The sequence below is a fragment of the Myroides sp. 1354 genome (assembly GCF_030324495.1).
Lineage (GTDB): Bacteria > Bacteroidota > Bacteroidia > Flavobacteriales > Flavobacteriaceae > Flavobacterium.
In genome coordinates this window covers 514,781-540,665 of the sequence record NZ_JACAGN010000001.1, presented here as the reverse complement: position 1 = coordinate 540,665, position 25,885 = coordinate 514,781, and the positions used below count along the sequence as shown (strand labels likewise).

Sequence of the window (25,885 nt, the reverse complement as noted above, 5' to 3'; positions counted from 1 at the left end):
ACTATTGAAAGTACTACCGTAAAATAAACGCGACTCCATTTATTTTTCACTGGTTTACTTGGTCCATACAAGAGAAGAAAAATAGTTTAAATTACGCTGTAACACATCCGAGTTGGATAAGACTAGAATCGTGTCAATTTGTTGATTCTTAAAAACAATAACTGCCGAATCATCGATTATATTTTTATTGTAGAACAATTTTCGATTATCAACAATAACATTGTCTTTGTTGAGCGTTTTCAATTCAGACAAATTAACGAATCGCTCGTCATTGGAAACAACAAACAAAACATCCTCATTATCGATATGTTGAAGCATAAAGGCATTCAACTCTTTTTGACAGCTGGGGCAACTTCCGTCTTCTAGTACTAAGATTGCTTTGTAGTCTTTTCGTATGTTTAGCGAATCGACGAGTATCGCCTGAATGCGATCATATTTATTTGGCTTTCGTTGTTCACAAGCAGCAAAAAAACCAAAGAACATTAGTATTACATAAAAGCTTTTATTGTATTTTGAAAAGATCATAGCTTAGTGTTTTAGTCTTATAAGTAGGGTTCATTTTACTGTTGGAGTGAATTAACAATCCTTCTTGTATTGGAAATATAGTTTTATAGAAATTATACTTGCGATTGTAAACAAGTTGCTCATCTATCTTACTCAATTGCCTATCATAAGTAATAATAGAAAATGGTCTATTGGTGAATTTTTGTTCCGGATTTTCTTCTACATCAACACGGTGAGCTAAGACAACCAAAAAAGTATCCCGATAAGGATCATAAACAATTTGTTTGGCTGATGCTGCATATTCATAATTGTAATCCGTAAAGTTCATAGCCTTATCTTTCGCATAAAAAGTAAAGTTTTCGATTGATGTATTTGTATAATCAGATTCAATACGAACGGTCTTAACAACTTGTAATGTTTCCCGATCTAAAACATAGATTAAATTTGCCGTTTGATCCATAAAATAGACTTTATCTTCACACAGTAAAGCAGAACTATATCCTGAAAAGTGTTCCTCTTTATTTTTGTTTGCTTGTTCAGTCAAATAAACTGGAGTTAGATTAGAATAACTCACCGTAGCATTCGTATCGAAATTTTCAATTTTACCCAAACAAGGTTTATGCTTTTCTCCTTCAATTTTCAATGCCAAACTGCCATTATTTAAGGGATCCATATACGCTAGATCAAGCAATATGGTTTCTTTATCCATACCGTTGATATCATCCGTAAAATAAGGCCATACCGCAGTATCTCCTTCTTTCTCATAAAATGCTACTTTTGTTTTCACTTCCCCAATAGAATCAAGTCTATAGATAATTCGAGTAGCATAATCCAAAAGGTACATATCATTGCGAGATAATACTTTTACTTGAAATCCCTTAGAATGGGGATCAATAAGATGTTCAAATGAATACGTCTTTAATTCCTTCCCTTTTCTATCATAGAAACGCATCGTTCTCGTCTCTAGATTCGTCGTGTAAAAAAAATCTCCATTGTCTACATATCCAGACCAGTAAGAAGATGAATAAACCTCAAAATCAATTGTTTCACCATAGACATACCTTTCTTTTTCAAGTTTACAACTCATTAAGATAATTACTAAAAAAAATAAAATATTTTTTTTCATTTATGTTCATTTTACAATGAAAGACTGACAAATCAGTCTTTCAAAAATTAAAAAATTTACATTATAATTGGATAAACACCTACGTCAATTCCATCATTTGCTCTATAAAATCTTACATATTTGATATTTGTATTTTTATTATGATCAATTTTAACATTAAAAAAATGATCTATTGTACCTTGTACCAACGTAGGATGAAATGTTTCAAGAGCCACTTTTTCATAAGTTAAAAAAAGTTCAGAAACTTTTTCGGTGTTTTGTTCTATTTTTTGGAGTAAATCTGCTAATCCAATTTTCTCCGAAACTTGGCCAGCCTCTTCACAGGCACTTCCAGTTCCACTACAATCTTCTTTTGTTGAACTATACCATCCCTTAGCTGGTCCTCCTGCCAGTTGAAAGTTTTTATAATCGCTGGTAGATTCATCATTTAATGATGTTTGGTTAACCATATTCGAATTGTTGAATTCTACCTCATGTTCATCAGAACAACTAGTCATCAAAGCAATGCTAGCCATAAAAAATAAAATATTTCTCATAATGTATACATTCAGTATTCAACCACTGTTTCCCGTTTTGTTTTATATGAATTAAAATCACAAAAACAGTACCTAAAAAAAACAAAAACAGCACCTTAATTGAAAAATTAAGCAAAAAACATATTTCAATTTGAATACCACACAAAATACTTTTTAATTGAAAAATTTAGTACAGAAAATACTTATTCACAAAATGCGAATATTGAATATTACACTAATAAAACTAAACACTTTGTTATCAAAGGATTATAAATTAATGAACTATATTTTCAATTTCACCTAATCCTGATAAATATCACCTCTTGCGTACCGTAATTTACTTATTTTTCGCACTTTACAACTAAACCGAATCCACATGAAAGTAAAACCTTTGCATTCCATTCACATTCCTGTGATGGGACTCGCTTATACCATTGATAGTCCTGTGCGCGTGGCGCAATATGGATTGGCTTCCACCCTATCGGTAATGGACGATGAGCTTATTGAGCGCATGAACAAATTCTATTGTGAAAAATTCGAATTGCCTTACCAAGAGATTACGAAGAAGATTGAAGATTTTAGAGCTAAGCGCATTACAGCTTATCTCAACACGCTGGATACCATTGTGAAACGAAAGTTCGACAACCTGAAGAGCGATTTACTTCAAAGTAAAAAAAATGTAGAGGACTATATTGAAATGTTACCTACTGTATCGGATATTCGCAAGCAATTACAAACCTATATTGACGACAAGATTTCCGTAGACAAACTCAAAAACATTCTCGACACCTATTTAACCCCAGGGGATATCGACGTCAACATTATGACCAAGGTGGATCGAGAAAATTTTGACAAAAAAGAATCACTACCTGCTAAATTCAACGATGCACACGCTGCTCTACGCGGATTTAGCAACAGTAATTTACATTCTTCTGTTGTACTATCTGCGGGGATGAATCCCAAATTATTCAGTTACTTTGAAGAATTTGACGCCTTTTATCCAGCACCAGATCAAGTATTACAGAAACGCATCATTCTAAAGGTAAGTGATTACCGTTCTGCTTTGATTCAGGGAAGTTTCCTAGCAAAGAAAGGACTTTGGGTTTCAGAATATCGCATTGAGTCGGGCTTAAACTGTGGAGGCCATGCCTTTGCTACAGATGGGTATTTATTAGGTGTTATCTTAGAAGAATTTAAAGCGAAACGCCAAGAGTTAATTCAAACCACACATGAGTTAATGTGCAAGGCTTTAGCACAGAAAGAGCGCTTTGTGCCAGAATCACCTTTAGACTTAAAAATCACGGCTCAAGGAGGAGTTGGAACAGCTGCTGAACATCAATTTTTACTCGATCATTACCAAGTGGATTCCGTGGGTTGGGGTTCTCCCTTTCTCCTTGTTCCTGAAGCTACTTCGGTGGATGCTGCCACGCGTCAACTCTTGGCCCATGCCAAAGAAGAAGATTTGTATTTGAGTCATATTTCTCCATTGGGTATTCCCTTCAACAACATCAAAGGAACAACCAATGAATTTCACAAAGCGCAACGCATTGCTAAAGACAAAGCAGGAAGCTCTTGTCCGCGCAAGTATTTAGCTTTAGACAAAACACATGATAAAGAGGGTATTTGCACGGCTTCCAGAAAATATCAAACCATAGAACTAGAAAACCTAAAGTCTCAAAAAGAAACTTTATCAGCGGCAGATTACCAGAAAAAATTCAATGCCATTACAGAAAAAGCTTGTTTGTGTATCGGTCTAGCCAATGCCTCATTTCTAGAAAATGACTTGCAAATCAAAGGAGAAGCGCAAGGCGTTGTCATTTGCCCTGGCCCTAATATTGCGTATTTCGACAAAGAAGTGTCATTAAAAAATATGATGCAACATATTTACGGGCGTGCAAACATCATGGATGATGCCAATCGCCCTCATTTCTTTTTGAAAGAATTGCGCATGTATATGGATCACTTTCAACAAGAAAAAAATCAATTACAAGGAGATGTCACGCCAGTAAAATTAAAAAAAATAGAAAAGACCAAAGAGAATCTCCTCGCAGGTATCGCTTACTATGAAAATTTATTCGCCCAGGATCACACGTATTTCACCGCGGATCGAGCTTCTATCTTATCAGAATTAAACAAAAACAAAATAGCGTTGTTACACGCATAGCCCCCCTAATTTATTTTTTTATTGTCATCAGGTTCTCTTTTGTTAGAGAACCTGATTTTTTTTCTACCTAGCTCCTAGTTGTCCTATTCTAGCTTATATTCTTATACTATTGAAATACAAACTTGTAATTACTTACTTATATCACACATTCACAAGGTATTAGATTTTTTTTTCTTAGTTTTAAAAATAAAAATGCAAATCAATCCTACCTTATTCACCTTTTCACTTTACTTGTTGCTTATTCTGGGCATCGGAATTATTGCTTATTTGAGAACGAAGAACTTCTCCGATTACATTCTTGGAGGCCGACGTTTAGGACCATTAGTCACGGCACTATCGGCGGGTGCTTCAGATATGTCTGGGTGGTTGTTAATGGGATTACCGGGTAGTATTTTCTATTTGGGTTTAGCGCAGAGTTGGATTGCGATTGGCTTATTGGTTGGTGCCTATTTAAATTGGCGTTTTGTTGCGGGCCGATTGCGTGTACATACTGAACTGTATCACAATGCCCTAACGCTTCCCGACTTCTTTCTACATCGCTTTGGCCCTACAGGGAAATGGGTCAAAACCATAGCTGCTCTTGCTATTTTAATCTTTTTCACCTTATACTGCGCATCGGGTATGGTTGCTGGTGCACAATTATTCACCGCTATCTTTGATTTGTCGTACCTACAAGCGCTATTATTTAGTGCCTTAGCCACCATCATCTATACCTTTATTGGCGGTTTCTTAGCTGTTAGTTGGAGTGATACCCTTCAAGCCTCTTTAATGTTATTTGCACTCCTCTTTACCCCTATTATGATTATCCTTTCCCTGGGAGGTTGGTCTGAAGTACAAGAACAAATGCAAACGGCTATGTATACCCATCAAATTGCCTATTCCAACCTCATCCACAAGGTGAGTTTCATCACGATTATCAGTGCAGCAGCCTGGGGACTGGGCTATTTTGGTCAACCACATATCTTAGCGCGATTTATGGCCGCAGACAGTGCTAAAACCATGCGCAATGCCCGTCGTATCGGCATGACTTGGATGTTGCTGTGTTTATGCGGTGCAGTCGCTATCGGTTATTTGGGGATTAGTTATTTTCAAGCACATCCTAACCTAGCAGCAGGTGTACAAAAAAATAGAGAGATGATTTTTATTGAATTGATTCACTATTTATTCAATCCCTGGGTAATTGGCGTTCTCCTATCCGCCATACTCGCTGCCGTAATGAGTACGTTAAGCGCACAACTATTAATGGCTTCGAGTACCTTAACCCAAGATTTCTATCATTCTTACCTCAGACGTTCTGCCCATCAGAAAGAATTGGTATGGATGAGTCGCTTAGCAGTTTTACTGATTTCTATTGTTGCCCTTGTCCTTGCCTTGGATGAAAACAACAGCATCTTAGGTCTCGTTTCTCGTGCTTGGGCAGGTTTTGGGGCTGCTTTTGGTCCCCTCATTCTCTTTACTTTATTTTGGAAGAAAACAACAGGAAAAGCTGCGTTAACAGGGATTCTAGTTGGCGGATTGACCGTGATATTTTGGCCCGTCTTTCAAGAACAGGTATTGCATGGCGTTATTTTTGGTTATCGCGAGCCGTTATATGAAATTATTCCTGGTTTTATTTTTAGTTCAATAAGCATTTGGTTATGTTCTCATTTTGGTCACCCAGTAACGCAAAACATACAAGTGACCTTTGATACGGCCAATGCTTTATATCACAAAGAGAAGTAAATCCACATTTATACTATAACAATCCCCTCAACGAATTCAATGACAGCAAGCCAAAGTAAAGCTGAACCAAATAGTATAGCTACTTGCATGAACCATTCTAACCAAGTGGATTCTTCTGCTTCTTTGATAGAAAAATAATTACTTAGTCTACAACTAAAGTAGATATGTCGTTTATATATTTTTAAAGCTATGACATCTGCAATTTTATACAACAATAGATAAAACAACAACAGTAGAGGAGTCAAAGCGCTGAGAATTTCTTTGTGTTCCCAACCAATTTTAATTTGAAAACACGCATAAATTACTCCAATAATAGACAGAATAAAGAGAGCATAAAAGACGTTCTGTTTTCTAAGATAGCTGTGAATTGGTGAGTAGATTAAACTACTCATCATTAGTATAAAAAACACACCGAAAAAAAGAGGTGAAAAATCAAAATAACTATTCATCTATGCTACACAACTTAGTATCTCTAACCTATTACCGTTTATCAAAGCGTAAATTTAATCTTTCGCTACAGCAATCTTCACTTTTTTATTCTTTAATCTAGTATCCTTCAATTTTTGCAATAGGGGTTTAATTTTAGCTGTTTGAACGGCAACAAAGGCTTGGGTATCTTTTACTTCAATCAATCCAATATCCTCCTTTTGAAGCCCACCTGTTTTAATCAAATAGCCAACAATATCGACCTTATTCACTTTGTCTTTTTTACCTGCACTGATGTAAATCGTTTGAAAATCGGTGCGGTTGTCAATCGCGTAATTACCCTTTAACTCTTCAATCGGCATGGCTGGATCGATAAAACTGTACTCTTCCTCATTGGTGACCATGACATAGGCTTTTCCAGAAGCTTTCATTCGTGCTGTACGTCCATTTCGATGGATAAAAGCATCTTCTTTTTCTGGAATTTGGTAGTGAATTACATGACCAATTTCGGGTATATCCAAGCCACGTGCAGCCAAATCCGTTGAGATCAGAATATGACAACTCCTATTTCTAAACTTCATTAGGGCGCGTTCGCGATCTTCTTGCAATAATCCACCGTGAAAAGCACCATTAGCTACGCCTTTGTTTGTCAACGTTTCACTGATACGCGCTACAGCATCTCGGTGATTACAGAAAATTAAAATCGTATCCTTTCCTATTTTTCCAATCAGTTGAATCACAGCTTCTAGTTTTTCTTCTGCAGGACAAACCACCTTGCTGAAAGTCAACTTGGGTTTAACTTCTGCTGTTTGCAAGAATTTGAGATTGGTGGGATTTTCAATTCCCGTAAACGCTGGGATTTTTTTCAACGCTGTCGCTGAAGTTAGCATTCGAAATTCAAGTCGATCAAACGAATTAATGATATAGTCCATATCCTCTTGGAACCCCATCTCCAAGGCCTTGTCAAATTCATCCACAACATAGCTGTGTACCGTTCCTGTATCAAACGAATTTTCTTCAATATGAAAAGCCACCCTTCCAGGTGTTCCCACTAATACGGCAGGCGGAGACGCTAGATTATTCAATTCAGTACGCGTGGAGTGTCCCCCATAACAAGCATTGATTTTAAAAGCCGTTCCCATCTTTTTAAACACGGTTTCAATCTGTAGCGCCAATTCACGTGTTGGCACAAGAATAACGGCTTGCACCCCTCTCACAGCAGGATTCAATCGCTGTACGATAGGCAACAAAAAAGCCAGTGTTTTACCTGATCCTGTAGGAGATAATAAAACAATATTATTTTTTGTTTGTGCGGTTTGAAGGGTTTGAAGTTGCATCTCATTTAAGGATGCAATTTCCATTTTTTTAAGGATAGCTGCTTGATTCATGGTGTAAAGGTAGGGGATTTTGGCTAATGGTTTTTTCGCATGCTTGTTTTTTGTGTTTTACCATGGCGAACCTAATTCCTATAACAAGCGGCAATCCTCCTTATCGAACCTAGCAAACAAGGCATAAATATACAAAGTACAGCTAAATATAAATACTTAAACGCATGGATGACACTCTCCATTTGGAAGATTGGATGTTAAGCTATCACTTGGATAAATACAATTCTTTCAGGAATACAACAACATCTGATTTAGTCCAGTTACTTTTTATAACAGAAAAATTGCGAACAACTCCATTCTTTTCTCCAAATAGAAAATAGTGTTTAATTCCCTCTTCTTTCAAATCAACTTGCCAAACAATATAATTATCACTACCATCTTCCTCTAATACAGCCACTTCCGCATTAAAGGCTTTTTTCATATAACTAGAGTCCCATTCATAAAAGGCTTTGGTAAAATCAAATCCCTTCAACGTTCCTTCTTTATTAAACTCATAGGAAGTACATGGCGCGAATGTAAGAGCAATAGTGACACTGTGATCACTATTGGCAAAAAACTGTTGTTTACTGCTTGCATTATAACTCGTTTGTTCCCATTGCCCCGGTATCTTAACGGTTCCTAAAGGCGATAGCGTGTAAGTTGTTACTTCTTCCTTTTGATCATATACACTCGATTTGATATAAGAAGCTCGATTCGAAGAACAACTTGTTACCACAAAGCAAAGAGAAAATAGCAGTACTACGTAGGTAAGGAAGACTTTTATCATAACAGATTTTATTTCGTATCACAAGGATAAGGAAAATTCTACCATTCAATCTATTTTTATTCATGCTCAAATGTAACCTATAGAAAAAAGGTTCCATATTAGATGAACGCCTTAAAATGAAAAAGCAGTAGAGCGATACTCTACTGCTTTTTTTTCAGTTATAAATCGTTATTCTGGATCAAACCATGTTATTTATTTAGCAAAAATTGTACTGGGTCCTAGTTATCTCATCGGTTTAAAAGTAAAAAACTCACCATTAGCTATCTTTCCACCAGGTCTGAAAATCATTAATTTCTTCAAAGGAGTAATCAAATCCCTCCGTTTTCAAAGTTCCGATTTTTGTAAAAACTTCATCTAGTCTTCTCTCATCGATTATCCGGTCTAGCGCATTTTTTATCGTTGCTTTTTCCATATTGGTAATAACGATTGTATCCACCATATCGAGATATCCGTCATAATCGTGTTTTGAAGCTAATGTCGTGACGTTTTTTACAGTCATTAATAAGCCAAAATATATTTCTCCCGTCTCTAAAACGATATTAATATCGCAATTATCGTCCTCCTTATTTATTAAACTAAAGGGACTGATGAAAATAATTTTATACTCCCTTTTTTTATTCCATTGTTTTTTATCCAATGATAGTATCAAATCTCTTACAAAAATTTCATCTTCTCTTTTTCTTTTAGCAAAGACACTTAAAATAGTATGTACAGAAAAACCTCTCTCCTCAGGAATAAAATTCTTGTAATTTGTTCCTTCATACTCTATTTTAAATTCTTTGAAGAACTTTACTAAAAACGCTAGGACATCATCCCCATCTAATCCTAAATCAGACAGTGAAGTATTAACTGTTAATTTACTTTTATCACAATTAAGTTCTTCACAGATATAATCTAACACTATACAATAATTTCTATTTTCCATTAATTATGTCATTATATGTTGTTTGTGTATTATAAAGTGTCATTCCTACATCATACGCAAGTATTCCCCAACCTATGGGACCCGCCAATCGACCCAAAAACCTACCAAAAACTTTCGTATATCTCCATGTGCCATTTCTCATATGTGTAGGTAATCTTTTAGGCATTTCCCATGGTAATGCTTCTGCACCCAAACTTTTTGCTTAGTCCCCAACTTTTGCATCTGATCTCAAAATTCTGAAGAAACAGCAAACGTCAGGGCATAAAAAAAGCCTCTTCTTTCGAAGAGGCTTTAGTGCGGGTGATAGGACTCGAACCTACACACCTTGCGGCACCAGATCCTAAGTCTGGCGTGTCTACCAATTTCACCACACCCGCAGGTGGCTTAGAACCGCTGTACACTTGTGTACCGTTGTTCTTTTAAGACGTTGCAAATATACAACCTGTTTTTTAATGCGCAAGAAAAAAATAATTTTTTTTTATTCTTATGTTTGTAAGGAATAATATAACTGTATCGATACATACTATGAAAGATTCAAAACAATTTGTTCAAGAAAACAAGCAACGTCTTCTGGATGAGCTAATTGAACTACTAAAAAAACCTTCTATCAGTGCAGATAGTGCGTACTCACAAGACGTAATAAACACGGCAGAAGCAGTAAAAGAAAATTTAATAAAAGCAGGTTGTGACAAGGTAGAATTGTGCGAAACTCCAGGATATCCTATCGTATATGGAGAAAAAATCATCGATCCTGCCCTTCCAACGGTATTGGTTTACGGTCATTATGACGTACAACCGGCAGATCCAATCGAACTTTGGACGTCTCCTCCGTTTGAACCTGTAATTAAAACAACACCCATTCACCCAGAAGGAGCGATCTTCGCTCGTGGAGCATGTGATGACAAAGGACAGATGTTCATGCACGTGAAAGCGGTTGAATATATGATTGCAACGAATACTTTACCCTGTAACGTGAAATTCATGATTGAAGGAGAAGAAGAAGTTGGATCTGTAAGTTTAGGTTGGTTTGTAAAAAGAAACCACGACAAATTGAAAAACGACGTCATTCTTATTTCTGATACAGGAATGATTTCCAACCAACAACCGTCCATCACAACAGGATTAAGAGGATTGAGCTATGTTGAAGTGGAAGTAACGGGACCAAACCGAGATTTACACTCTGGATTATACGGTGGAGCGGTTGCAAACCCAATCAACGTATTGACAAAAATGATTGCTTCTTTACACGATGAAAACAATCACATCACCATTCCGGGATTCTATGACAAAGTAGAGGAATTATCTCGTGCAGAACGCGATGAAATGGCTAAACGTCCCTTCTCTTTAGAGGATTACAAAAAAGCATTAGACATTGATGAAGTGTATGGAGAAGCTGGTTATACAACCAACGAACGCAACTCAATCCGTCCTACGTTAGATGTAAACGGAATTTGGGGTGGTTACACTGGAGAGGGTGCTAAAACGGTAATCGCAAGTAAAGCATTCGCTAAAATCTCAATGCGTTTAGTTCCCAACCAAGATTGGGAAGAAATTACAGAACTATTCAAAAAACACTTCGAGAGCATTGCTCCAGCGGGTGTAAAAGTGGAAGTAAAACCGCACCACGGAGGACAAGGGTATGTAACGCCTATCGACTCTATTGGATACCAAGCTGCAGCAAAAGCATATGAAGATACCTTTGGGGTAACACCGATTCCAGTTCGTTCAGGAGGAAGTATTCCAATTGTGGCTTTATTTGAAGAAGAATTAGGATCTAAATCAATCATGATGGGATTTGGATTGGATTCAGATGCCATCCACTCTCCAAATGAGCACTTTGGTGTTTTCAACTACTTAAAAGGAATTGAAACGATTCCATTGTTCTACAAATACTACATGGAATTAGTAAAATAATTTAGAACTCATCTTGACTCTTTTGATTGAAGTGAAAATCAGAGAAAGTCAAGAGGAGTTCTTATACAAAAAAGCGAGTCCCTTTGGGTTACTCGCTTTTTTTATATTTATTCTTTTCTTCAATCCACAGCCCCATGTACTTTGTGCTTTGAGCGGTGTGGTGCTTAAACACCTCAAGCAAAAAATGAGCCTTTCGATGGGCTTCTAGCTCTTGATCTAACTGCAACATTTTCGCTTTAAGAAGAACCGTATGCGCAGACTTACTGTACTTTTTTTGCACTAAGTCCATTCCCTTTTGTTGTTTTTCCAGCCATATTGTCTTCTCTTGATACAAGGCAACAGCCTTTTCAACAAATAACTCCACTTCATCGGCCTTGTACCCATTCCACTCCTCTTCGGTTGCCATAGCTTCCATTCCGATAGTGGTGGTTACATTGGGAGTTCCCACACGCATTCCATCGACAAACTTTCCTTTTATTCCCGCTCCAAAAGCAATGGGAGCCAACATCACTCTAGCCTTTCCAACAACAGCAAGCGCATCTTCTGCTCTACCGTGTATGAAGAACTTTTCTTTGGGATTATGCAATTGCAAAACCTTTGCTGAAGGATAAGCTCCGTAAATATGTAGATTCACCTGAGGCAGGGTCTTTCGCAATAGTGGCCATATTTCCGTCTTCAAACGCAAAACCGTTTGCCAATTGGGTTCGTGAATAAAATTGCCAATAAATACAAATCCTTCTCTGTCTTCGAAAGATAGCCAATGGGCTTGTTCTTCCGCTGTTATTTCCTCTTCTAAGAAAGGAAGAACGAATAAGAGTTCCTCCGCTATGCGGAAGCGTTGGGTCAAGAGATCAAATTCAGCTTGTGAAATAAGCAAAGTCAAATCACAACGCATCATACTCGCCAATTCTCTTTTTGTTCGATCGCTATACAGATAATCTTCGAGTACGCCTTCGCCTTTTTTTAAGTGTTCCTGACGAGCATAACGCAAAAAGTGGAGATCTTCGGTATCGAGTAGAGTACGCGCTTGAGGGCATTGAGTCGTTACTCGCCATCCAAACTGTTCCTCTATCATAAATCGGTCGTACATCACCCAATCGGGCTGTAAATCCGCTAATACTTGATCCATGCGCTCATCATTGAGGTACACCTCAATTTCATTCAATTGAAAAGCACTCAAATCATCGCTATAAGGTGATTTTTGTGCAGTAGACCCAAAGTAGAGGGTCATGTTCCACGATTGAAAAACCTCCAACAGCTGTAACATGCGCTTTCCTGCAGCAGAGGAACGCGATTCGGGCCATACTTGACCGATAATCAAGATCTTCTTTCCTTCTAATGAATTCTCCATTTGGCAAAAATACAGCTTCTTCCGTACTAAAGAACCTCAATTTTTAATCTCTATTATATTTAGTATTTTTGTGGCAAACGAAAAGGAATTATGTTAGGACTTAAACTTTTAACCGATCCAAGATGGGCTAATATTGCAGAATCCAATCTGGAAGAAATCTTGACTGATCACTGTTGGTGCGAACAAAAGGCAGCAACCAATGCCATTACTTTAATTACGTATAATTCAGAACACGAAGACTTAGTCACGGAGTTAACTGAAATTGCAATTGAAGAAATGCAACATTTCAAAATGGTACACGACATCATCAAAGAAAGAGGCTATACGCTAGGACGTGAACGCAAAGATGATTACGTCAACCAATTGGTAAAATTCTGTAAGAAAGACGGAAGCAGAAATGATGCGTTTATTGATCGTTTGCTCTTTGCGGCTATGATTGAAGCGAGAAGCTGTGAGCGTTTTCGCGTACTTTCTCAAAATATCAAAGACGAAGAATTAGCTAAATTTTACTATGACTTAATGGTTTCTGAAGCGAATCACTATACAACATTCTTAAAATTTGCTCGCAAATACACTGAACGTGTAGATGTAGATCAACGTTGGAAAGAATGGTTGGAATTTGAAGGAAACTTAATCCAGAGTTACGGAACAAAAGAACACATTCACGGATAAAAAAATTGCGAGTACAACTACTCGCATTTTTTATGACTGATCCTTTCGCTATAATTTTTTAATTTTCTGCAATAATTTACGCGCTTTACTCTGATAGGCCGGTGTTTTTTCAGGAAAGCGAACTTCAATCAATTCCCCAATTAACTTCGCCTGTTCGGGAAATTTAGGTGCTAAACGCATAAGGATATGCATTGCATTGGCTTCCGTTGCTACTTTGGTCTCTGAGGTCAACCAAACCAAACACTGGTCGAGAATCGCTTCTTCTAACTTAGCATCTAATAAAGAGGCTCTCTTTTCGACTAAAACAATCGTCATTTTACTCGTTAATCGCTTGACGCTTTCATCTCCAACTTGAGGCAATTGATCAATGAATAATGCGATATAAGAATCTAATAGAAACGGATTCGCTTGGAGTAAATCATCCAAAATAATACTGGCTAATACATTGACTTTAGCAACCGAATCAAACGTAAAATCAACCAAAATTGAAATCACTTCAACTTCATTTGGCAGTTGTTGTATGATTTTTTTTCGACTTGCTAAACTGGTATTCCCAGCAGTTAATAGCGCCTGAATCTCTTTATTCATCGACATAACAGAATAATAATAAACCTTTTACAACTGTAAATGTAAGCTGTTTTTTCAAAAAAAGAATAGCCATTGTATTGTTTTTCTGTTTTTTATTCTATATTTGTAGAACAACATCTACATAAATAGATTAAAATTACTCTATCATCCAAAAAAATAAATTCATGATTAAACTACCCCAAACAGAAGAGCAACTCATGGAGTATATCTGGGATTTACAAAAGGCATTTTCCAAAGATTTATTGGACAAATATCCAGAGCCTAAACCCGCTCAAACAACGTTAGCCACGTTGCTCAAGCGATTGACTGAAAAAGGGTTTATCACCTATGAGACCTTTGGAAATTCAAGAGCTTACACCCCCTTGATCCAAAAAGAGGATTATTTTGAAACGCACCTCAACCATTTGGTAGAGCAACATTTCAATAATTCTGCTTTTTCCTTTGCCTCTTTCTTCACGCAAAAAAGCAAGATGAGCAAGAAAGAATTAGAAGCTTTAAAAAAGATTGTCGAAGACCAACTCAAAGACTAAACTTATGCTGCTATACCTCATCCAAACCACACTCTTATTGCTTTTGACTATTGGGATTTACAAGTTGTTCTTGGAATCTACCAAAATTCATGTCTTCAAGCGATATTACCTTCTTTTTGCCTTAGCTTTTATTTTTCTATTGCCGTTAATCAAAATTTCTTCTACGAGTATATTAACTGCAACCAATATGAAACTACAAGAATTAAACGAAGTGATTATTTCTCCTCAAACACAGACTATTGAAGGGTCATCAAATACAGGGTCGCTGTCTAGTATATTGTGGAGTATTTACGGACTAGGGGTTCTCTTGATGAGTATCCGTTTTATTCGTTCACTACGTCATTTTAATCGCTTAACTCAACAAGGAACCGTAGTATATGACAAAGGACAACGATTTGTTTTACTCAATCAACTTGACAGTGCCTTTACATTTAGACAGACCATTTATTTACCCCTTCACCTTCCAATTGATTGGAACAATAAAATTCTCTTACACGAATACAATCACGTCAAACAGCGACATTCAATAGATATTTTATTGATTGAAGGATTGAAAATAGTCTTTTGGTTTCAACCGCTTTTGTATGCGTACCAACAACAAATTGCCTTAAATCACGAATTTTTGGCAGATGATACACTGAATACATCCAAGCAAGAAACCCAAGCGTATTTACAATTACTATTAACCCAAACCTACCAATACCAAGAACTTCCTTTGAGCAGTTCTTTCAATTTTAATTTAACCAAAAAACGTTTTACTATGCTTACAAGAACCAACAAACCGCTACAAAACACTTTTGCAGTTATAAGCACTTTAACCTTATTTGCCTTTATGGGAATTACGACTGTAGTTGCGCAAGACAAGCCCAAACACCAAAGTGAAACAGCTCCAAAATTAGGACAAACAGAAGACCCGAATGAAGTGCACATCGCCGTGACAGAACCCGCAGATTATCCTGGAGGAATGATGGCTTTTAATCAAGACTTTGTCTCTAATTTTGAAGCACCAAAGTTTGAAGGAGAGTCTCTTCGTGTCATTCTGCAATTTATTGTAGAAAAAGATGGAAGTCTAAATGAGATAAAAGTAGTGAAAGACCCTGGTTTCGGTGTAGGAGAAGCTGCACTAAATGCACTAGCTAAAACCAAAAAATGGATTCCAGCTAAAGACAATGGAAAATTAGTACGCAGCCAGTTTACTTTGCCGATTACTTTACAACTAGACCCCACAGAAAAAGAATCTGAAAAGTCCTAAAGAAGTTGTTAACATTTTTTTACAAAATTTAGAAGAAGAGCATCTAACTGCTCTTCTTTTTTATTACCTTTAGTCCACCTAAAAACTACAGATTGAAAATTCACCTTACTATTTTTTTGTTTCTCATAGCTTTAGGTAGTCTATCCGCTCAAAACTCAACTTCTACTTCACCAAAGGAAGAACAGTTAGTGGATGACGATGAGATTTATTTACTGGTTGATAAGGCTCCAGAATATCCGGGAGGATCATCTGCCTTCAGGAAGGATTTTGAGGCTCTATTCGAACCGCCTCGAATAGAGGCTTCCATACGCAAATTGGTGTTTGTGGTTCGATATGTTGTAGAGAAAGATGGGCAAGTTTCTACTATTGAAATCGTTAGAGATTATGGCTATGATATCGAACAAAGAGTTAAAACAACCTTTGAACAATTGAAAACATGGCAACCTGGATCAAACAAGGGCCACCCGGTACGTGTATTAATGACCTTACCTCTTACCGTTTTCCCAATTATAGAAGAATCTAACTAATTCCCTGCTAAATAGCGGTCTCGTCTAAACTATCTTTTACTTTCTTTGTCAAACTTGCATACACCAACGCATACGAATGATCAATCAATTCTTTGAGTAAGGACCATTGTACGCTTCCTTTTAATTGAACGCTATTCCAATGCTTTTTACTCATGTGATAACCCGGAGTAATCTCACTGTAATCCGCTCGCAATTCTTCTGCCTTTTCAGGATCACATTTTAAATTGACAAAGCAATTTCCCTGCTCCCATTTCGTCAAATTAAGCAAGAGATAAATCTTCCCTCCCACTTTAAACGTAAGTGTTTCTTCATCAAAAGGAAAATCTTCCGTTGTTCCTTTTTTGTTTAAACAATAATCGTAAATCACATGTACATCCATGGCTGTCAATTTTTATGATTCAAAAGTTGCAATTCTTTTGTAGTCAGTGTTTCAAAAACTAAATGATAAGAAAGGTCAATCCACTCCATCACTTGCTGTTGAGTAAAATTTCCCTTTAAATAAATTGTATTCCAATGTTGCTTATTCATGGTATAGCCATGGGTAATATCAACATATCGTTCTCGCAATTCAATAACAAGTTCCGGCGTGCATTTGACAATAATATTGTAATCTCCCTTTTCCCAAAAATGCAGTGCAATCATGGCAAATATTTTACCCCCTATCCTAAAGGTCAATAAATTTTCATCGAAGGGGAATCCACTAGTTGCATACGCCTTATTAGTGCAATATTCATAGAGTTCATCTAATTCCATATTTACTTTACCTTATACAGAATAGGTTTACTTGGTGAAGCATCGTTGACAAAAGAGGCAATCTGTATATTTAATAGGTAAAAATCATCCTTCACCTCTTTGGGCACGTAAATCATTTCGGTTATTGTCGCATCGAAACAAGCGTCATCGTTGACTTGATTTATATCTTTTACATTCCAAAAGGCCTTGTGTGCCAAGAGCTTACCTTCGTCTTTTTCTTTATCTACGCTCGGTAAGTCGATCAACAAATGTTTAATCCCTTGCTCGCGTAAAAAAGCAGCAGCTTCAGCGGCTAAATACGGCGGGTTTGTATGGGAGTATTTGCTGTGTTTCTTTATTGCTTCATTCGGTAAAGTACGAATGACAATAGCTGTTTGCTCTTTCGCTTGCCATAGTTGACTCACCTGCTCTAGGGTAATTACCGCATCACCATTATCTAACTTTTCAGGTTGAATCGTAACGACTTGTGCTAAAAACACAAAGGTCTTCAAGGTATCATTAATGCTGTAAAAGTCACGGGTAATATGCCCTAAACACTCCGTATGTGTACCGTGTCCATGCGGATTAAAGGCGATAGTATTGAAATTGGTAGAGGATTGTCCTTCACTTACCTTGCCTACCCAGTCGCCCATGCGTACAGGTTCAATAGACGGTTTATCTAAATACCATGCAATGGGATTTTCATCTGTATTGGTTAAGGGAATAGAGATATCAATCGGTTGTGAAAAATCAACAGTATAGTTTTGGTCAGAAATAGAGAAGGTTGCTTTCAATGTTTTAGTTCAAATCTAACCAAAATAAATCAGATGCAATACCATCACTTAAAAATTTTCCTTTATCTGTTATGGTCAACACCCCTTCCACTTCTTGCATCAATCCATCCGCAATAAAAGAAGCCGATTCTCGGACTAGATATTCGTGGAATGTCGAACCGAATTCACGTGCAATACGCGCCAAGTCAACTCCCCAAATCGTGCGCAATCCCGTCATTATATATTCATTATAACGATCCGAAAGTGAAAGTTTTTCGATTTCTGACGGTAATTCACCAGCTTCAATTGCTTTGATATACAAGGGGTTATTAGAAATATTCCAACTGCGATAGGTACCGTCAAAACTATGAGCTGAAGGTCCAATGCCCAAATACTTTTTACCCAACCAATAAGCCGAATTATTTTTGGAGTAATACCCTGGTTTAGCAAAATTGGACAGTTCGTAATGGATATACCCATTGGCTCTTAATTTTTCAATCAACAGCATAAAGTGAGCATGAGCCACTTCTTCTTTGGGACTGGGAATCACTCCTTTTTGAATGAGTTTATTCAATGCCGTGCGCTCTTCTACTGTCAAGGCGTAGCAAGAAATATGTGGAATACCCAAATCCAAAATGCGTTGAATATTTTCAAGCCAACGTTCATTAGAGAGGTTGGGAATGCCGTAAATTAAATCGATAGAGATATTGTCAAAATAACGCACAGCTTCTTGTAAGCACGTAATTGCCTCTTGTGCATTGTGCGCGCGATTCATCATTTTTAAATCTTCTTCACCAAAGGACTGAATGCCAATACTCAATCGATTGACCTTGGATTGAGCCAAACGATGAATGGTTGTCGTCGTTAAATCATCTGGATTTGCTTCTAGGGTGATTTCAGGTTGATCAACCACTGTAAAATTTTGATAAACGGTTTCAATCAACGCATTGATTTCTTCAACAGCTAAAATACTAGGTGTCCCTCCTCCAAAATAAATCGTCTCAATAATTTCTCCTTTCAACTCTGCTTTGCGCAAGAGTAATTCACCTTTAAGCGCAACTAACATTTCTTCTTTTTTCTTCAAAGAAGTAGAGAAGTGAAAATCACAATAGTGACACGCTTGCTTGCAAAAGGGAATGTGAATGTAAATACCTGCCATTATTTTTTTACTCGATCTTGATTTTGTTTGACAAAGGCATCCCATCCACTATATGATTTCCCGACTACCGTTTTTCCTGAATTAAAGAAATGACAAACAGCAGCCGCTAATCCATCAGTACTATCGAGATTTTTAGGTAATTCTTTCAATCCTAAAAGTTGTTGTAGCATTTTTGCTACTTGTTCTTTACTGGCATTTCCATTACCCGTAATAGCCATTTTTATCTTTTTAGGCTCGTATTCTGTAATGGGAATCCCACGCGAAAGGCCCGCCGCCATGGCTACTCCCTGTGCGCGTCCTAATTTCAACATCGATTGCACATTTTTCCCAAAGAAAGGGGCTTCAATGGCAATTTCATCGGGGCAATGCGTTTCAATTAATTCAATCGTGCGCTCAAAAATTCGACGCAGTTTCGTATAGTGATCGTCATACTTATTCAATTGCAATTCATTCAACTGAATAAATTCCATTTTCTTATTCACCACGCGTATGAGTCCAAAGCCCATAATCGTCGTACCTGGATCAATCCCTAATATGATTCTATCTATTGTCAAATTCTTAATTTTTGTTATTGCCTCACCTAGACACAAAAAAAAGGATTTACTTTGTGTTGATGAAAATTGTATCCAACAAAACTAAGCAATTCCTTGTACTTCTACTGAAGATAATTGTCGTAAGTAGTGCTTTTTATTATATCTATAACAAACTGTCTAGTGATCAAACGCTGGATACCGCACTCCTTCGAGAGATTGTGGTTGATCCACAACATACTTGGGCATTAGTAGCTTTGCTGTTTTTGACTTTTTCCAATCGATTTGTTGAGATCTTAAAATGGCAGAATTTATCTTCTCTCATTCAGCCTGTCAGTGTGGGTCAGGCGGCTAAACAAGTGCTCAGTGCTTTGACCTTAGGAATTTTCACTCCCAATGGGATTGGGGAATATGCAGGAAAAGCCTTGTATTTTCCTAAAAAGGACACTGGAAGGGTAATTTTCCTCAATATGGTGTGCAATGGTGTACAGGTGATTTATGCCATCATCTTTGGATTAATTGGCCTTACCATCCTCAATTATAGCCACCAATTTATTCCTCCCTATTATCTGTGGATTCTTTATGGTGTTGCTCTAGCAATCATTCTTATTGTCTTTTCTTTGCGTCATTTGAGTATCAAAGGATATTCATTCAATACTGTGATTCAGCTATTGAGAGAGATTCCAAAAAAAACTCATCGCAAAAATTTATTTTTGGCTCTATTGCGCTATGCTTCCTTTACCCACCAATATGTGATTCTCTATTATCTCTTTGGGGTTACAATTCCGTATTTTGAGTTATTGTGTGCGGTATCTGCTATCTATCTTTTGGCTTCTTCCTTACCTAATTTTCAATTTTTGGAATTTGCCGTAAAAGGAAGTATTGCTATGTTTATTTTTTCCGCTCTGGATGTCAATCAATGGATCGTTGCCTTAGTTGCAACTCTAATTTGGCTGTTGAATATTGTACTGCCTATTTCAATTGGCAGTTATTTTGTACTGACTTTTAAATTGAAGAAATAAATGAATTGCTGTCCTTTGGGATTTGATTTTTATATACAGGGCAGATTGCCATTTGTCCCCTACTGTTTGTGCAAGACAAGTGGTAATACAAACTGACTCGTTACGGGAACGCCTCTTTTGGTTGCTGGAGAGAGGTTATCAAACGTTTTACTTTTTACCATTAACAAGCTGTCTACACTTTTGAGTTGTTGTTTTACGCTGTCATTCAGTTGATAGAGCGACAAAGAAACTTGTGCATCTGCTTGAATAGTCACCAATACATTTAAAGTATCTAGGGTAGCAAATGTTCCACGTAGGGTATCCATACGCAGGTTTTCTTCTAAAGCAGCTGTGATATAATCAAAGAAGCACGCTTTTCGAGCTGTCTCATCAAAAATAGTATCGCAACTCGCAACACTGGGATAAGTATCTACTTTCGTCCAATCAATTTTGTTCAGTTCTTCCTCCAACAATTCTTGCTCATTGGGAAGCTGAGCGGACATCCACTGACAAGACGCAAATAGAATGGGGAAAAAGAAAATAATCCAACTCGACTTCATGAAACAATATTGTTGTACTTTAGTTAATCAAAAATACAAAAAAAATAGAGATGGACTATTTCTTATTAATTTTAAGCCTTTTACTACTAATTTTTGGTATAATTGGCAGTGTTCTTCCTGCCTTACCTGGGCTTCCCGTTAGTTGGTTGGGTATATTGTGTTTGTATTTTGTTGATGGAATTGAGATGAGTAGTCTAGCTCTTTGGGGGAGTCTCGGGGTAACAATTGTCGTATCCATTTTGGATTACGTCATTCCAGCTCAAGGAACCAAGCGTTTTGGAGGAAGCAAATACGGCGTTTGGGGAACCAATATCGGATTAATCATCGGTATTCTTGCTCCTATTCCTTTTGGCTTTGTTCTAGGGCCGTTCTTAGGTGCATTGATTGGCGAATTAATCTTTGATAGTCGAGATATCTCTCGTGCTTTAAAAGCGGCAATAGGTTCGTTTATTGGATTCCTTGCTTCTACCTTCTTAAAGATTATCTTTAGCCTTGCCTTTTTAATCTGGGGAATCGTACTAATAATTGGAAAATTCTCTTCGTTTTCGTTACCCTGGTCGTCCAATTAAGGGTTTATTGATAAAGGTAATTCCAATACCTAAGAGAATAATACATCCCCCAATAACCATTTGAATCGAAATAGCCTCGTCTAAGAAGTACCACGCCAATAGAGCGGCAAATAAGGCTTGACTCAACAAACTCAAAGAAACGCGAGTCGCTCTCATATTTTGGGTAGCATAGCTGATAAGCAACCAGGCCAACAGCTGACAAACGACACCTTGTACGACTAAGGTCATCCAACCTGCAGTAGAAAATCCCGTAAAATCAGATCCCATAATGAGATTGAGTATAGCGAGAAAAACAGTTGATACGGTAATACTATACGACATAAAGGGAACTACGCCTACTTCACTCAATACTCTTTTACTCAATAAGATATAAGTGGCATAAAGTAAACCCGATAGTATACTGAATAGAAAAGGAATATCAAAAGATAAATTGACAAATACTTCAATCCCCACTAAGGTAACCATGCCGATTAAGGCCAATACAGTTCCCATCCAAAAATTGAAGGAAGGTTTAATTTGCAAAAAGAAATAACTTCCTATTCCCACCCAAACAGGAGCTAAATTTCCTAATAAAGTTGCTTGCGTAGCTGTTGAACCTTGAATCGCAATATTCCAAACTCCAATGTCTAATCCAAAACACATGCCGCACAAAATCATCAACATCATGGTTTTGCGGTTGTATAATTTTATCTGCTTTGTAAATAAGGCATAGGGCACAATAAACAACGCGGCAATTGCCATGCGATAGAATGCGGATATCAGTCCTGGCACTAAGGCCATTTTTACTAAAACAGGAAAAATAGAAATACACAGAATTCCGATGAACAGAGCAATCCTAGGTTTATTTGCCATTTGATTTATAAGCTTTTTGATTTGCGCTGCAAAATACGTTAGTTTTTCTTGTCCAAGGTGCTTTTTTATTTTTTTGTATCACCAACTAAAACAAGAAACCCTATCGCAGGGATAGGGCTTCTGTATTGAATTGCTTTTTTATTCTGTTATTGGATTTACGGTTAATTGATCCATGGTAAAATACAAAGCTGTATTTGCATATCCTTGTGCATTTCTATCTGTTGTTTCAAGGAAAAACAACAAGTATTTCACTTCTCCTAAAGAAGACAAATCAACTGTATTCCAATCCTTGCTAACTGTGTGTTCTCCATTTCTGAAATCAACAAAATAGTGTGTTACAGGCGCTGAAGAGGTTAATTTCATATCTGCACCCACTCCATATACCTGAAGAGCAAAGTAATCACCTGTTTTGAATTTAGTAGCATAATCATCTCCTTCTGTAATTCCGTAATAAGACCATGGACTAATTGCCACAGCTGTACTTACGGCTTTATAGCGATTTGTATCATCTAAGGTCACTACAGCACTAAAATTCTCTACCTCAATTTCCACTCCTGGTTGTAAGACACTTGCATCAGGTTTATGATCTGCATATGCTACTAAGAACGGTTTTCCTACACCTTCTACACCTCCTTTAGCCATAGATCCCCATTGGTTGTTTACCCATCCTCCTTCTGCTTCTAGCTGGTTGCTGTTGTCCTTGCTATTAGAGACTGTAAATCCATACCACACCTTCCATTCTGTCATTGCGTTGTGATTGAAAGAGAAAATAGAAGTATTTAACGGCATATCTTCCGTAAAGGTGTTCTTCCAAATTCTTCCTCCTGCAGTTTCTATTCCCTCTGTTAAATCAAAATCAGTTAAATTTAATCTTACCTGGTCAAAATCATCCGATTTCCCAACTTGAATGGAATAAGTATATAGTTCTACCTTATTTCCACGCTCAATTTTCAATGATATCTTATGTTCTCCAGGTGTTTGAAAGGCGTGTTTTAAGACAGCTTCTTTCGAAATCACTGAATTCACTGTATGATCGAACCAAGTAAAAACAGCTCCTTGTGTTTCTACTTGTGGATCAATTACAAGCTCTTGGAAAGTAAGGGTCGTTAGCGTTCCCTTATCAATGGCTACATTGTATACTCCGCTATCGTCACTCGAGCAACTTGTAAAGGTTACTGTCGCTAAACTTAGCCCTAAGACAAATAAGGCACTTAAACGCAAAAAGCTTTTTTTCATAATTATAAAGTAAATGTTAGTATTCTTATTCTAAATGTAAATCAATAGCTCCCGCTACCTCTGTAGATGTTTCGCCTAACCAGCCTGCTTCTTGATTTAATCCGGTGTAAATTTTAATAAAATCAATACCTGGCAAATGCACTGGATTCCCAGCCTGATCAACTGCCCAATCAATATCAATGGTAGCCCCTTCTCTCGTATTGGGATAATTATCCGCATACCCCCAACCAAATGTCTTCAATTGCCAACTATTTTCTGTTTGCCCTACCTGAACAGCGTTGTTTGGTAACAGCGTTCCGCTAAAAGTAATAGAATCTGCTTTGATCCATTGGGGATAGTACTGTTGTTGATGAAACTGGTTTTTAATCTTCCATCCTTCATTGCCCTGATTGTCTTTCCAACGAATATAGTGTTTAACTTCTCCTGGAGTTTCTACTGCACTTTTCGTTGGCCTAAAGTAAGTGATCGCATAGTTTTTAACAACTGCAGGATTACTGTGCTCGCTCCCTGCTAATTCAAACCATTCCTCCTCATCAGGACGTCCATTTTTATTTCTATCATAGGCGACGAGAATAACTCCAGGTTCTGCATTATTGGTAAACGCATTACCCAAGATTCGAACATCTCGTTTACCTGGTCTATTTTCTATGGTATGATCGAAACCAAATACCACATAACCTCCAAATCCACCTAAGGTGATCACTTCATTGTTCATCAACGCTTTTTCTGCTTTTAACCGCATACTTTCTGGTGTATCTCCAGTTTCATATGGGGGTAATTCATTGACGAATTGTCCGAAGGCAGGAGCATACTCCAAAACTTTAGTCACTGTTTTTTTAACCGTTATAGTCTCCTTCTCTCCTGATTCACTATCACTAGAACAACTAATTCCACTGCATAAAGCAAGGCTGAATAGGGCAAATAGTATTAATCTTTTTGTCATTTTGATCGTTTTTTTTTTGATGGTTACAGGCGGATGAATGCCAGATGTGCAGGAATATTCCCTGTGGTTGTTTTCCATTTTAATCGTCCATCAGCTGAATAACAATAGAGGTATCCATTTCCGATATAATCCTGTGCATCTGTGATATAAATTTCTTTGGTTTCTGGATTGACCGCAATTCCATAAGGCATTACCAATTGCTTGGCTGTTCCATCTGTGATGATTGCAGGACGAATCACTTGCTTGGTTGCCGTATCTAAAATCCCAAAAGACACCGCATGGGTATTCGTGTTAGTCTGATAGGCATTGGCGTAATAATACAATTTATCGTCATCAAGTGTCATATTGGATACAGGAATATTCAACTTTTGTTTCACCTCATCCAAAGTGGTATCGATTACATATAGATTGGGGGGAATTTCTTTGTAATTTCCTCTAGAACTGACATAGATATCTCCTCGAGTATCGACTTGCATTCGATGTAGATTGGGTGCTACTTCTATTTTTTTTATTTCAGTAAAATGAGTTAAATCAACCACAGATACAGTTGTATCATAATGAGGTTCTCTATACCCCCCTGAATTGGCTACGTACAGTTTAGTTCCGCTAATCACCATTTCTTCGGGTTGATAACCAACATCTACACGACGGGTTACTTGTAAAGATATCGTATCAATTTCCGCTACAAAACCAATTTCTGCATTGGGTGTAATTTCTATCTTTCCAGAGAAGGAACTCACATAGGCTTTTCCATTGGCAAAAGCCAAATAACGACAATTCGGCAAGTGAATTTGCTTGATGTGTTTTCCTGTTGCTACATCAAAAACTTCAATAAAGTTAGAAGCATTGATAGTCGCATAGGCTTTTGTTCCATAAATTTTTAAATCATTACCTACATCTCCTAATTCACGAGGGAGGGTCGGATTGCGTTCTGAAAAGATATCACGAGTATACAGTCCTGTTTCATAATTAAACCAATCAATGGTTGCGCGATTCATTCCCATATTCCCTTCATTTAGGAGATAAAACCCCTGATAATCTTCCAGTTGTACAGGAATAGAAACGACAGAGCTATCAGAAACAAAAATCAGTTCATCCTTACGGCAACTACTCACCAACAAGCTAAGTAGGACGAGTAAATAAAAACACCTTCTCATCAT

The 25,885-nt window shown here is 37.3% G+C and carries 29 protein-coding genes and 1 tRNA gene; 9 read left to right on the top strand and 21 right to left on the bottom strand.

The genetic code is table 11. From position 1 onward, the window contains the following. Positions 1-54: 54 nt before the first annotated feature. From HX004_RS02415 to HX004_RS02405, 3 genes are read right to left on the bottom strand one after another with little or no spacing between them, the layout of a single operon-like run. Positions 55-525, bottom strand: a complete 471-nt coding sequence (locus HX004_RS02415) for a hypothetical protein (RefSeq protein ID WP_286440727.1) — start codon at positions 523-525, stop codon at positions 55-57. Next, entirely contained in the window at positions 503-1,630 is a 1,128-nt protein-coding gene (locus tag HX004_RS02410) for a hypothetical protein (RefSeq protein WP_286440725.1), read from the bottom strand. The genes HX004_RS02415 and HX004_RS02410 overlap by 23 nt, the downstream gene beginning before the upstream one ends. Before the next feature lie 56 nt (positions 1,631-1,686). Next, a complete protein-coding gene (locus tag HX004_RS02405; RefSeq protein WP_286440724.1) occupies positions 1,687-2,166 on the bottom strand; it encodes a hypothetical protein in 480 nt (159 codons plus the stop codon). 355 nt (positions 2,167-2,521) lie between these two features. Between HX004_RS02405 and HX004_RS02400 the strand changes: the two genes are divergently transcribed. Beyond that, positions 2,522-4,309, top strand: coding sequence for a hypothetical protein (locus HX004_RS02400; RefSeq protein ID WP_286440723.1), 1,788 nt, complete (start codon positions 2,522-2,524; stop codon positions 4,307-4,309). 192 nt (positions 4,310-4,501) lie between these two features. Beyond that, positions 4,502-6,031, top strand: coding sequence for a sodium/proline symporter PutP (gene putP, locus HX004_RS02395; RefSeq protein WP_286440722.1), 1,530 nt, complete (start codon positions 4,502-4,504; stop codon positions 6,029-6,031). Between the two features lie 8 nt (positions 6,032-6,039). Here the strand turns inward: putP and HX004_RS02390 are convergent, their stop codons facing one another. From HX004_RS02390 to HX004_RS02370, 6 genes are all read right to left on the bottom strand, one after another. Further along, on the bottom strand, positions 6,040-6,426 hold the full coding sequence (locus HX004_RS02390; RefSeq protein WP_286440721.1) for a hypothetical protein: 387 nt from the start codon (positions 6,424-6,426) through the stop codon (positions 6,040-6,042). A 108-nt stretch (positions 6,427-6,534) separates the two neighbouring features. Continuing rightward, complete coding sequence (locus HX004_RS02385) at positions 6,535-7,845, bottom strand: DEAD/DEAH box helicase (RefSeq protein WP_286440720.1); 1,311 nt, start codon at positions 7,843-7,845, stop codon at positions 6,535-6,537. Positions 7,846-8,050: 205 nt separating this feature from the next. Then, positions 8,051-8,611, bottom strand: coding sequence for a hypothetical protein (locus HX004_RS02380; RefSeq protein WP_286440719.1), 561 nt, complete (start codon positions 8,609-8,611; stop codon positions 8,051-8,053). Positions 8,612-8,867: 256 nt separating this feature from the next. After that, positions 8,868-9,536, bottom strand: a complete 669-nt coding sequence (locus HX004_RS02375; protein ID WP_286440718.1) for a DUF1493 family protein — start codon at positions 9,534-9,536, stop codon at positions 8,868-8,870. Beyond that, positions 9,526-9,678, bottom strand: coding sequence for an STM2901 family protein (locus HX004_RS17750; RefSeq protein ID WP_502888450.1), 153 nt, complete (start codon positions 9,676-9,678; stop codon positions 9,526-9,528). Before HX004_RS17750 ends, HX004_RS02375 begins: the two co-directional genes overlap by 11 nt. 153 nt (positions 9,679-9,831) lie before the next feature. After that, a tRNA-Leu gene (locus HX004_RS02370) sits at positions 9,832-9,913 on the bottom strand. Positions 9,914-10,061: 148 nt separating this feature from the next. On the opposite strand from HX004_RS02370, the gene HX004_RS02365 reads away from it, so the two are divergent. Next, positions 10,062-11,450, top strand: coding sequence for a dipeptidase (locus tag HX004_RS02365; protein ID WP_286440717.1), 1,389 nt, complete (start codon positions 10,062-10,064; stop codon positions 11,448-11,450). An 88-nt stretch (positions 11,451-11,538) separates the two neighbouring features. On the opposite strand, the gene HX004_RS02360 is transcribed toward HX004_RS02365, so the two are convergent. Continuing rightward, on the bottom strand, positions 11,539-12,801 hold the full coding sequence (locus HX004_RS02360) for a glycosyltransferase (RefSeq protein WP_286440716.1): 1,263 nt from the start codon (positions 12,799-12,801) through the stop codon (positions 11,539-11,541). A 90-nt stretch (positions 12,802-12,891) separates the two neighbouring features. On the opposite strand from HX004_RS02360, the gene HX004_RS02355 reads away from it, so the two are divergent. Beyond that, positions 12,892-13,473 (top strand): MiaE family protein, encoded by a 582-nt coding sequence (locus HX004_RS02355; RefSeq protein ID WP_182648066.1) that lies wholly within the window; start codon positions 12,892-12,894, stop codon positions 13,471-13,473. A 48-nt stretch (positions 13,474-13,521) separates the two neighbouring features. Here HX004_RS02355 and HX004_RS02350 read toward each other — a convergent pair whose 3' ends face one another. Then, on the bottom strand, positions 13,522-14,067 hold the full coding sequence (locus tag HX004_RS02350) for a hypothetical protein (RefSeq protein WP_286440715.1): 546 nt from the start codon (positions 14,065-14,067) through the stop codon (positions 13,522-13,524). Between the two features lie 158 nt (positions 14,068-14,225). Between HX004_RS02350 and HX004_RS02345 the strand changes: the two genes are divergently transcribed. The 3 genes from HX004_RS02345 to HX004_RS02335 all read left to right on the top strand — a co-directional run bounded on the left by HX004_RS02345 (position 14,226) and on the right by HX004_RS02335 (position 16,370). Next, positions 14,226-14,591, top strand: a complete 366-nt coding sequence (locus HX004_RS02345; protein WP_286440714.1) for a BlaI/MecI/CopY family transcriptional regulator — start codon at positions 14,226-14,228, stop codon at positions 14,589-14,591. Between the two features lie 4 nt (positions 14,592-14,595). After that, entirely contained in the window at positions 14,596-15,843 is a 1,248-nt protein-coding gene (locus tag HX004_RS02340; protein ID WP_286440713.1) for a M56 family metallopeptidase, read from the top strand. Between the two features lie 92 nt (positions 15,844-15,935). Continuing rightward, positions 15,936-16,370: an energy transducer TonB gene (locus HX004_RS02335; RefSeq protein WP_286440712.1), complete on the top strand. Its 435-nt coding sequence runs from the start codon at positions 15,936-15,938 to the stop codon at positions 16,368-16,370. A gap of 7 nt (positions 16,371-16,377) precedes the next feature. Here HX004_RS02335 and HX004_RS02330 read toward each other — a convergent pair whose 3' ends face one another. From HX004_RS02330 to ruvC, 5 genes are read right to left on the bottom strand one after another with little or no spacing between them, the layout of a single operon-like run. Continuing rightward, positions 16,378-16,749, bottom strand: a complete 372-nt coding sequence (locus tag HX004_RS02330; protein ID WP_286440711.1) for an MmcQ/YjbR family DNA-binding protein — start codon at positions 16,747-16,749, stop codon at positions 16,378-16,380. 5 nt (positions 16,750-16,754) lie between these two features. Continuing rightward, positions 16,755-17,123, bottom strand: coding sequence for an MmcQ/YjbR family DNA-binding protein (locus HX004_RS02325; protein WP_286440710.1), 369 nt, complete (start codon positions 17,121-17,123; stop codon positions 16,755-16,757). A 2-nt stretch (positions 17,124-17,125) separates the two neighbouring features. Continuing rightward, on the bottom strand, positions 17,126-17,896 hold the full coding sequence (locus HX004_RS02320) for a cyclase family protein (RefSeq protein WP_286440709.1): 771 nt from the start codon (positions 17,894-17,896) through the stop codon (positions 17,126-17,128). Between the two features lie 4 nt (positions 17,897-17,900). Then, the gene (gene hemW, locus HX004_RS02315; protein ID WP_286440708.1) at positions 17,901-19,034 is read right to left on the bottom strand and encodes a radical SAM family heme chaperone HemW; all 1,134 of its coding nucleotides are present in this window, start codon (positions 19,032-19,034) and stop codon (positions 17,901-17,903) included. Then, positions 19,034-19,588, bottom strand: coding sequence for a crossover junction endodeoxyribonuclease RuvC (ruvC, locus tag HX004_RS02310; protein ID WP_286440707.1), 555 nt, complete (start codon positions 19,586-19,588; stop codon positions 19,034-19,036). The genes hemW and ruvC overlap by 1 nt, the downstream gene beginning before the upstream one ends. Before the next feature lie 59 nt (positions 19,589-19,647). Between ruvC and HX004_RS02305 the strand changes: the two genes are divergently transcribed. Beyond that, positions 19,648-20,586: a hypothetical protein gene (locus HX004_RS02305; RefSeq protein WP_286440706.1), complete on the top strand. Its 939-nt coding sequence runs from the start codon at positions 19,648-19,650 to the stop codon at positions 20,584-20,586. Positions 20,587-20,645: 59 nt separating this feature from the next. On the opposite strand, the gene HX004_RS02300 is transcribed toward HX004_RS02305, so the two are convergent. Next, positions 20,646-21,125, bottom strand: coding sequence for a hypothetical protein (locus HX004_RS02300; RefSeq protein ID WP_286440705.1), 480 nt, complete (start codon positions 21,123-21,125; stop codon positions 20,646-20,648). A gap of 50 nt (positions 21,126-21,175) precedes the next feature. Here HX004_RS02300 and HX004_RS02295 point away from each other — a divergent pair, with 50 nt between their 5' ends. Further along, positions 21,176-21,694 carry a DUF456 domain-containing protein gene (locus tag HX004_RS02295; protein ID WP_286440704.1) on the top strand — a complete coding sequence of 173 codons (519 nt, stop codon included), beginning with the start codon at positions 21,176-21,178 and terminating at the stop codon, positions 21,692-21,694. Here the strand turns inward: HX004_RS02295 and HX004_RS02290 are convergent. The 4 genes from HX004_RS02290 to HX004_RS02275 form a co-directional block, all read right to left on the bottom strand. Continuing rightward, positions 21,674-22,546 carry a DMT family transporter gene (locus HX004_RS02290; RefSeq protein WP_286440703.1) on the bottom strand — a complete coding sequence of 291 codons (873 nt, stop codon included), beginning with the start codon at positions 22,544-22,546 and terminating at the stop codon, positions 21,674-21,676. The two genes, HX004_RS02295 and HX004_RS02290, sit on opposite strands and share 21 nt — an antisense overlap. A gap of 138 nt (positions 22,547-22,684) precedes the next feature. Continuing rightward, complete coding sequence (locus HX004_RS02285) at positions 22,685-23,782, bottom strand: DUF4465 domain-containing protein (protein WP_286440702.1); 1,098 nt, start codon at positions 23,780-23,782, stop codon at positions 22,685-22,687. Positions 23,783-23,807: 25 nt separating this feature from the next. Further along, positions 23,808-24,725, bottom strand: a complete 918-nt coding sequence (locus HX004_RS02280; RefSeq protein WP_286440701.1) for a PKD domain-containing protein — start codon at positions 24,723-24,725, stop codon at positions 23,808-23,810. 23 nt (positions 24,726-24,748) lie between these two features. After that, positions 24,749-25,882, bottom strand: coding sequence for a DUF5074 domain-containing protein (locus HX004_RS02275; RefSeq protein WP_286440815.1), 1,134 nt, complete (start codon positions 25,880-25,882; stop codon positions 24,749-24,751). Positions 25,883-25,885 lie beyond the last annotated feature (3 nt).